The sequence below is a fragment of the Craterilacuibacter sp. genome (assembly GCF_051659485.1).
In the GTDB taxonomy this organism is placed as follows: Bacteria; Pseudomonadota; Gammaproteobacteria; order Burkholderiales; family Chromobacteriaceae; genus Craterilacuibacter.
Genome location: NZ_JBOFOO010000246.1, coordinates 1 through 6,758, shown reverse-complemented (window position 1 = coordinate 6,758; position 6,758 = coordinate 1). Strand labels below are relative to the sequence as shown.

The following is a 6,758-nucleotide window of genomic DNA, read 5'->3' as shown; positions in this document are numbered from 1 at the left end:
CACCTTCGCAGGACGAGGTGTTTTTGTCCAAGAGCCCGATGGGCAAGATTCCGTACGTCGAGATCAACGGTTTTCCTCTGGCCGAGTCGACGGCCATCCTCGAGTGGCTGGAAGATGCTTATCCGACGGCGGCCCTGTTGCCGCCATCGCCCAATGATCGCAGCCGTGCCCGTGAAATCATGCAGATGACTGAGCTGTATCTGGCTACGCCGTGTACGCCGCTGACGCGCCATGTGGTGTTTGGTGCCGCCTTGAGCGATGAAGTACGCGAGCAGGCGGCTGCCGATATCCGTCGCGGTGTGGCGGCCTTGTCCCGTCTGACCCGGTTTTCGCCATGGCTGGCGGGGGGGGATTTCAGCTATGCCGATATCGCCGCCGCGAGTTTTTTCCCGGTCTTGTCACAGGTGACGCGTGCGGCACTGGGTGAAGACCTGCTGGCCCCTTTGCTGGGGGAGAGCGGCTATCTAGAACGCCTGGGCCAGCGCCCAAGCGTGGCACTGAGCTGGGCGGGGCGCGATGCTGCTGCCGTCGCCTTCATGGCCAAGCGCAAGGCCGGCCAGTAAGCATCAGGTGCTGCCCGGTTTTGTGCCGGGCTGCGCCGTCTCGAACAGTTCCATCTGTCTTCCGCTTTCTTCCATAGCCGCCAGTTTGACCCCCACCCCCAGAAGCCGCACCGGACGCAGGCCGCGCGCATAGCCGGTCTCCAGTAGCTGGCCGAAGGCCGCCAGTGTCAGTTCTTCTGCGCCTTGTTCTATCGTGGTCTGGCTGAAATCGGCAAACTTGATCTTGAGCTGCAGGCCGCGAAAAGCCGGAGCGCCTGCGCGGCTCAGGCGCAGGCTGAGGCGGGCCAGCAGTGCGGGCAGTTCGCGCCGGCAGGCCGCCAGATCGGGCAGGTCGCGTACAAAGGTTTCTTCCACACTGAGCGATTTCCTGACCCTTTCCGGATTGACCGGGCGCGCGTCTATGCCGAGTGCCAGCTCATGCAGGCGCTGGCCGAAGCGGCCGAACTCGCGCAGCAGCACGGATAGCTCCAGCGTGGCGAGTCCGGCGCCATCCTCTACTCCCAGCGCCATCAGGCGTGCTGCGGTCACCTTGCCGACACCGTAAAAACGCTTGACCTGCAAGGCGGCGATAAAGGCTGCGGCATCTTGCGGGCGGATCAGATGCTGGCCGTCCGGCTTGTTCCAGTCGCTGGCGACTTTGGCCAGAAATTTATTGGGCGCGATGCCGGCAGAGGCGGTGATGCCGATTTCGTTGCGGATGCGGCTGCGTATCGCCTCGGCCATCAGGCTGGCGCTGCCCCGGCAATGGGGCTGGCCACTGACATCGAGGTAAGCTTCATCCAGCGATAGCGGTTCGACTAGCGCCGTGTAGTCGTGGTAGATGGCGAGGATGCGGGCACTGGCTTCGCGGTAGCGCGCCATGTCCGGCGGCACGATGGTCAGTTCGGGGCATAGCCTGAGCGCACGCGCCGACGACATGGCCGAGTGGATGCCGAAGCGGCGCGCGGCATAATTGCAGGTGGCGACCACACCGCGGGTTTCCGGCCTGCCGCCGATCGCCAGCGGCAATGCGCGCCATTCGGGGTGGTCGCGCATCTCGACTGCGGCATAAAACGCATCACAGTCGACATGGATGATCTTGCGCTGCGGCGCCGTCATGATGTTAATGCGCGGCGGTTTCGCTATGCCCCAGCGCCTTGCCGGGCGCGATCCGGTCGCGTACGCGCTGCTTGAGTGCCTTGATGTCGGGAAAACCACCGTCGATTTTGCGATCCCACAGCAGCTCATCATCACACAGGATGCGGAACACACCGCCGTGGCCGGGCACCAGTGCCACTTCGCCCAGCTCTTTTTCAAAGGTTGTCAGCAGTTCTTGTGCCATCCAGGCGGCACGCATCAGCCAGCGGCAACCGGTACAGTAGTGGATGGCAAGGCGGGGGAGGGCAGGTGCAGGGTTCATCATGGCGAAAGGCAGGAAAAACCACGATGGTAGCCGATTGCGCGTCGCCCGGGGTTGTCCTTCCCTGACTGATTTCTTGCATCCTGCGTGGCAGGCGCCCCTCCATCGACTTTATTCTTCAGGTAGATCCTGGCGAAGGGTAAAGACGACACACCGGGCGACGCGGTCGGGCTGGCTAGGCTGCCGACGCTTTGCAGTCTGCATGTCATTTGGGTCTTGGTAAATGTTTTTGTATGTTGTCGGACGATGCTGCACTGCGGGATGTTACTTCCTTGCAACGTGCCCGGCTAAATAGCGCGGAATCGCCGGCGTGGCATGGGAAAGTGCCGCTTGCCAGCCGGGCTGGATGTACCAAATCGTCATTTTTCCATCACATGAATGTAACATTCCATGCAGATAATTCGCGCATACCCAAACCTTGATGGAGTGTGCGCCTTGAAACTTCCTGCCCTGTTGTCCGGCCTGATGGCCACCATGCTGACCGTGCCTGCACAGGCCGCGAAAGCACCAGACTACCCTACGCTGAGCGGCAAGGCGCCGCTGGTGATTGCCCACCGCGGTGCATCCGGCTATCTGCCGGAACACACGCTGGAGGCGTATGCGCGTGCAGTCGAGCTGGGCGCCGACTATTTCGAGCCGGATCTGGTGTCGACCCGTGATGGCGTGCTGATTGCGCGCCACGAGCCCAATCTCAAGGACAGCACCGATGTGGCTAGCCGCCCCGAGTTTGCCGAGCGCAAGAAAAAGGTGCAGGTCGATGGTGTCGAAGAAGAAGGCTGGTTTGCATCCGACTTTACCCTGGCCGAGATCAAGACCCTGCGTGCCCTGCAATCGCGAGCCGACCGGCCGCAGCAGTTCAACGGCCAGTTCCAGATTCCGACCTTCGACGAGATACTGGCCTTGCGCGCCAAACTGAGCAAGCAGGCCGGGCGCGAGATCGGCATCTATCCGGAAACCAAGCACCCGAGCTGGCATGCCCAGCAGAATCTGGCGCTGGAAAAACCGCTGCTAAAAGCGCTGGCACAGTACGGGCTTAACCGCAAGAATGCACCGGTGTTTATCCAGTCCTTCGAGACGGCCAACCTGAAAGCCTTGCGCAAGCTGACACCGGTCAAGCTGGTGTTTCTGATGGATGCCAATGATGTGACGGTGGATGGCAAACTTGATGCCGGCCAGCCCTATGATTTTGTACTGGCGGGTGACAAGCGCAGCTATGCCGATCTGACTTCGCCGGCGGCATTGCGCGAGATCCGCAAGTTCGCCGACGGCATCGGTCCGTGGAAACCGTATCTGCTGGCCAGCGAAGGGATGGCGGATAAAAAGACCGGCACCGCAGCCGATGTGAATGGCGACAAAACGGTAGACATGCAGGACCGCACCCTGCTGACGCCAAGCTCGCTGGTGCGCGATGCGCACAAGGCCGGCCTTTTGGTGCATGCCTATACCTTCCGTAATGAGGCCAAGTATCTGGCCGCCAATTTCATGGGCGACCCGCTTGAAGAGTACAAGGCCTACTATGCGCTGGGGGTGGACGGGGTCTTCAGTGATTTTGCCGACACGGCAGTCAAGGCGCGTGCGTTGAAGTAAAGCATTGCCACGCATTACCTGCGTCGCAGGGCGACGCAGGTTTTTGCCATGCCCAGCCCTGCTTGATGTCCACATTGTGCTCAGCCCAGAGGCTATCCCTGGCTAGCAAAGCCCGCGTGTTTGGCGTATTCAGGCGCTCAGCGGCACGGCGGCGCTGGATAGCTGCCAGCCTGCTTCTTGCCGGCTGACCGCCAGCGGCCAGCGGTAGACCCGCGATAGCGAGGCCGGTTCCAGTACCTGATCGGGGCACCCCTGGCCGACCAGCCGTCCAGTATCCAGCAAGGCCAGCCAGCTTGCGTGGTTGGCGGCCAGTGTCAGGTCATGCAAAACCTCAATCACCGTTTGACCGGCATCCGCCAGCGACTGCAGCAAGCGCTGCAGCCTGTACTGCTGGCGCAGATCCAGATGATTGGTCGGTTCGTCCAGCAAAAGCACCGGTGCTTGCTGTGCCAGCGCACGGGCAATCGCTGCCCGCTGCCGTTCGCCGCCGGAGAGCGTATCCAGCCGTTTTGCGCTCAGCGCTTCCAGCTCGCAGCGTGCCAGCACCTCGTCAAGCACGCTGCGATCGGCCGCGCGCGGCCGGGTAAATGCGCCCAGATGCGGTATCCGCCCCAGCATCACGAATTCGGCGACCGTCAGCGGCAAGCCGGCCGGTATATGTTGCGGCACATAGGCGATGCGCTTGGCCCGTTCGGCAGCAGCAAGCGCATGCACATCGTCGCCGGCTAGCCGGATCTGGCCTGAGCTTGGCATCGCCAGCCCTGCCATCAGCCGCAGCAGCGTGGTTTTGCCTGCCCCGTTGGGGCCCAGCAGGGCACACACCTGTCCTGCGGGAATGCGCAAGGACAGATCGTCGATAATGCACTGCGTGCCGCGCATCAGATGCACATTATCCAGTTCGAACACCATGTCAGCCATTCAGCAGATTCCTTTGCTGGCGCGCAAACAGCCAGACGAAAAAAGGCGGGCCGGTGAAGGCGGCGATCAGGCCGACCGGCACGTCTATCGGCCACACCACGGTCCGTGCCAGCGTATCGGCCGCCAGCAAAAATAGCGCTCCACCCCAGGCGGAAAGCACGATCAGGCGGCGCCGGCAGCCGCCGACCAGTACGGCAAGCAGATTGGGCACCATCATGCCGACAAAGCCGATGACGCCGGACAAGGCCACGGCTCCGCCGGTGGCCAGCGCGGCGCCGACGGCGGCCAGGCGCCGGGTACGCACCACGTCGACGCCCAGCGAGCGTGCGGCATCTTCTCCCAGCAGCAGGCAGTCCAGATCACGTGCGATCCACAGCAGCAGTGCGATACCGGCCAGCGCCACCACCACACAGGCCCCCAGCCGCTCGGGTGTCGCGGCGGCAAGGTTGCCGGCGAGCCAGGCGCTGGCGGCGCGCAGCGTCAGGTCATCGGACATAAACAGGATCAGGCTGATCAGTGCCCCGCAGAATGCGCCGACCACCAGCCCCATCAAGAGCAAGCCCGCCAGCCCGCCGCGTACCAGCCGTGTCAGTATCAGGATCAGCCAGGTCGCCCCCAGCCCGCCGGCAAAGGCCGCCAGCGGCAAGGGCAGGACATTCCAGCCCAGTGCCAGTACCGCAACGACCGCCAATGCGGCGCCACTCGAGGTGCCGATCAGGCCGGGGTCGGCCAGCGGGTTGCGGAACAAGGCCTGCAATGCGGCACCGCTGGCGGCCAGTGCGGCACCGACCAGCAGGGCACTTGCGATGCGCGGCAGCCTAAGTGCCTGTATCAGCGGGTCGGACAGGTCGGGCCAGGCCAGCGCATCGCCCTGACTGGCGAGCGAGAGCAGCGGCAGTAATAGTGTCGCTGCCATCAGGGAGGCGACCAGGCGGCGCATCGGCGTCATGGCCCATGGACTGATGGCGGTCTCGGATCGTGCCATCTCACAGTCTCCGCAGTTTCAGGGCAACCGCCGGGCTGTCCAGCGTGACCATCATGGCATCGCGAGCGCTGAGCTCGATCACTTTGCCGGCCTTGCCGGCTGGGGTGGCGGCGACTTCGGGGCGGCGTGTAAAGGCGGCCGCGCCGCCGTGTACCGGTGCGTTGTGTGCCGCCAGTACGATCACATCCGGTGCCAGCGTGCGCCATGCCTCGCGCGACAGGGTCTTGTAGCCTTTGATCTGTGCCGCGGCATTGATGCCGCCGGCGGCGCGGATCAGGGTGTCCGCCGGCGTGCCGCTGCCGGCGACCATGCTGCCGTCGTAGCTGATAAGGTAACGGCGCCCGTTCGCCGGCTGTGGCGCCATTTTGGCCTGCCAGTTGCGGGCCAGCGTATCGGCTGCCGCCGGTTTACCCAGCAAGGTGCCGACCCGGCGTATGGCGGCGGCAAAGTCGCTGCCGTCCTCGGCCAGTGACACCTCTTCGGCGCGCAGGCCTAAGGAGCGCAGCTGCTGCCATATTCCTGGTGGCTGCGCGGCCGCGCTGCCCAGCACCAGCGTCGGGCGGGTGCGGGCAATGGTCTCGGCCGACAGGGCGCGCACGAAGCCGACTTCACCGGCGTGGGCAAGCTCGGGCATCCGGCTTGAGCGGTCGCGGCCGATCACCTTGTCTGATGCGTCCAGCGCCACCACGATCTCGGCCACATCGCTGGTGACTACCACCACCCGCTCGCTGGCAAACAGCGGTGCGCTCAATGGCAAGGCGGCCAGCGCGAGTACAGGCAACATTCGTTTATGCATCTTCACCCTCCAGCGGCAGCAGTTCGCTCAATAGCTTGCGCCATTCGACGCGCTCGGCCTGACCGCCTTTGCGTTCACCAAACAGGGTCAGAACCGAGCTGCCGGCATCGTCGAACAACTCGAGCGAGGTGACGCCGCCGCATTCGCCGGGCTTGTGTGTCACCCATGCCCCGGCGATCTTCGCCATGCTCAAGTGCAGGCTGAAAGCAGGGTCCAGCACATTAAGCCAGTCGCCGACGACCTCGACCCGGTCTATGAGCCCGGTATGGATCTGGATCACGCCGCTGTTGCCGGCGAAGGCCATCATCGGCACCCGGGTCAGGGCGACCCGGCGCAGCAGGGTTTCCACCGCATCGGCCCGAACCCGCCATGCCTGTCCTGCGGGCGCCAGCCGGAAAGCCTGCTGGCGCGACAGCCCATAACGGCGCAGCAGCGAGTGAAAGCCGTGCACGTCGGCCAGCGCCAGCCAGTCCCGGTGAAATGCGGCAAGGTCTATTCCTTCGTCTGCGC

8 protein-coding genes are annotated in these 6,758 nt (G+C 64.0%); 2 read left to right on the top strand and 6 right to left on the bottom strand.

Annotation, left to right across the window (positions count from 1 at the left end; translation table 11 throughout):
* Nucleotides 1-563 (top strand): glutathione S-transferase family protein (locus ACRC1E_RS08605; RefSeq protein WP_438514688.1); only part of this gene is annotated, 563 nt, incomplete at its 5' end.
* Between the two features lie 3 nt (nucleotides 564-566).
* On the opposite strand, the gene dinB is transcribed toward ACRC1E_RS08605, so the two are convergent.
* Both dinB and ACRC1E_RS08595 read right to left on the bottom strand, forming a co-directional pair.
* A complete protein-coding gene (gene dinB, locus ACRC1E_RS08600; protein WP_438514687.1) occupies nucleotides 567-1,661 on the bottom strand; it encodes a DNA polymerase IV in 1,095 nt (364 codons plus the stop codon).
* A 4-nt stretch (nucleotides 1,662-1,665) separates the two neighbouring features.
* Complete coding sequence (locus ACRC1E_RS08595; protein WP_438514686.1) at nucleotides 1,666-1,965, bottom strand: SelT/SelW/SelH family protein; 300 nt, start codon at nucleotides 1,963-1,965, stop codon at nucleotides 1,666-1,668.
* A gap of 432 nt (nucleotides 1,966-2,397) precedes the next feature.
* Here ACRC1E_RS08595 and ACRC1E_RS08590 point away from each other — a divergent pair, with 432 nt between their 5' ends.
* A complete protein-coding gene (locus ACRC1E_RS08590) occupies nucleotides 2,398-3,549 on the top strand; it encodes a glycerophosphodiester phosphodiesterase (protein WP_438514685.1) in 1,152 nt (383 codons plus the stop codon).
* Between the two features lie 129 nt (nucleotides 3,550-3,678).
* Here ACRC1E_RS08590 and ACRC1E_RS08585 read toward each other — a convergent pair whose 3' ends face one another.
* The 4 genes from ACRC1E_RS08585 to ACRC1E_RS08570 form a co-directional block, all read right to left on the bottom strand.
* Nucleotides 3,679-4,467, bottom strand: coding sequence for an ABC transporter ATP-binding protein (locus ACRC1E_RS08585; RefSeq protein ID WP_438514684.1), 789 nt, complete (start codon nucleotides 4,465-4,467; stop codon nucleotides 3,679-3,681).
* Nucleotides 4,460-5,452 carry a FecCD family ABC transporter permease gene (locus ACRC1E_RS08580; protein WP_438514683.1) on the bottom strand — a complete coding sequence of 331 codons (993 nt, stop codon included), beginning with the start codon at nucleotides 5,450-5,452 and terminating at the stop codon, nucleotides 4,460-4,462. The genes ACRC1E_RS08585 and ACRC1E_RS08580 overlap by 8 nt, the downstream gene beginning before the upstream one ends.
* 1 nt (nucleotide 5,453) lies before the next feature.
* On the bottom strand, nucleotides 5,454-6,248 hold the full coding sequence (locus ACRC1E_RS08575; RefSeq protein ID WP_438514682.1) for a heme/hemin ABC transporter substrate-binding protein: 795 nt from the start codon (nucleotides 6,246-6,248) through the stop codon (nucleotides 5,454-5,456).
* The coding region (locus tag ACRC1E_RS08570; RefSeq protein WP_438514681.1) for a ChuX/HutX family heme-like substrate-binding protein at nucleotides 6,241-6,758 on the bottom strand (518 nt) is incomplete at its 5' end. The genes ACRC1E_RS08575 and ACRC1E_RS08570, both read right to left, overlap by 8 nt.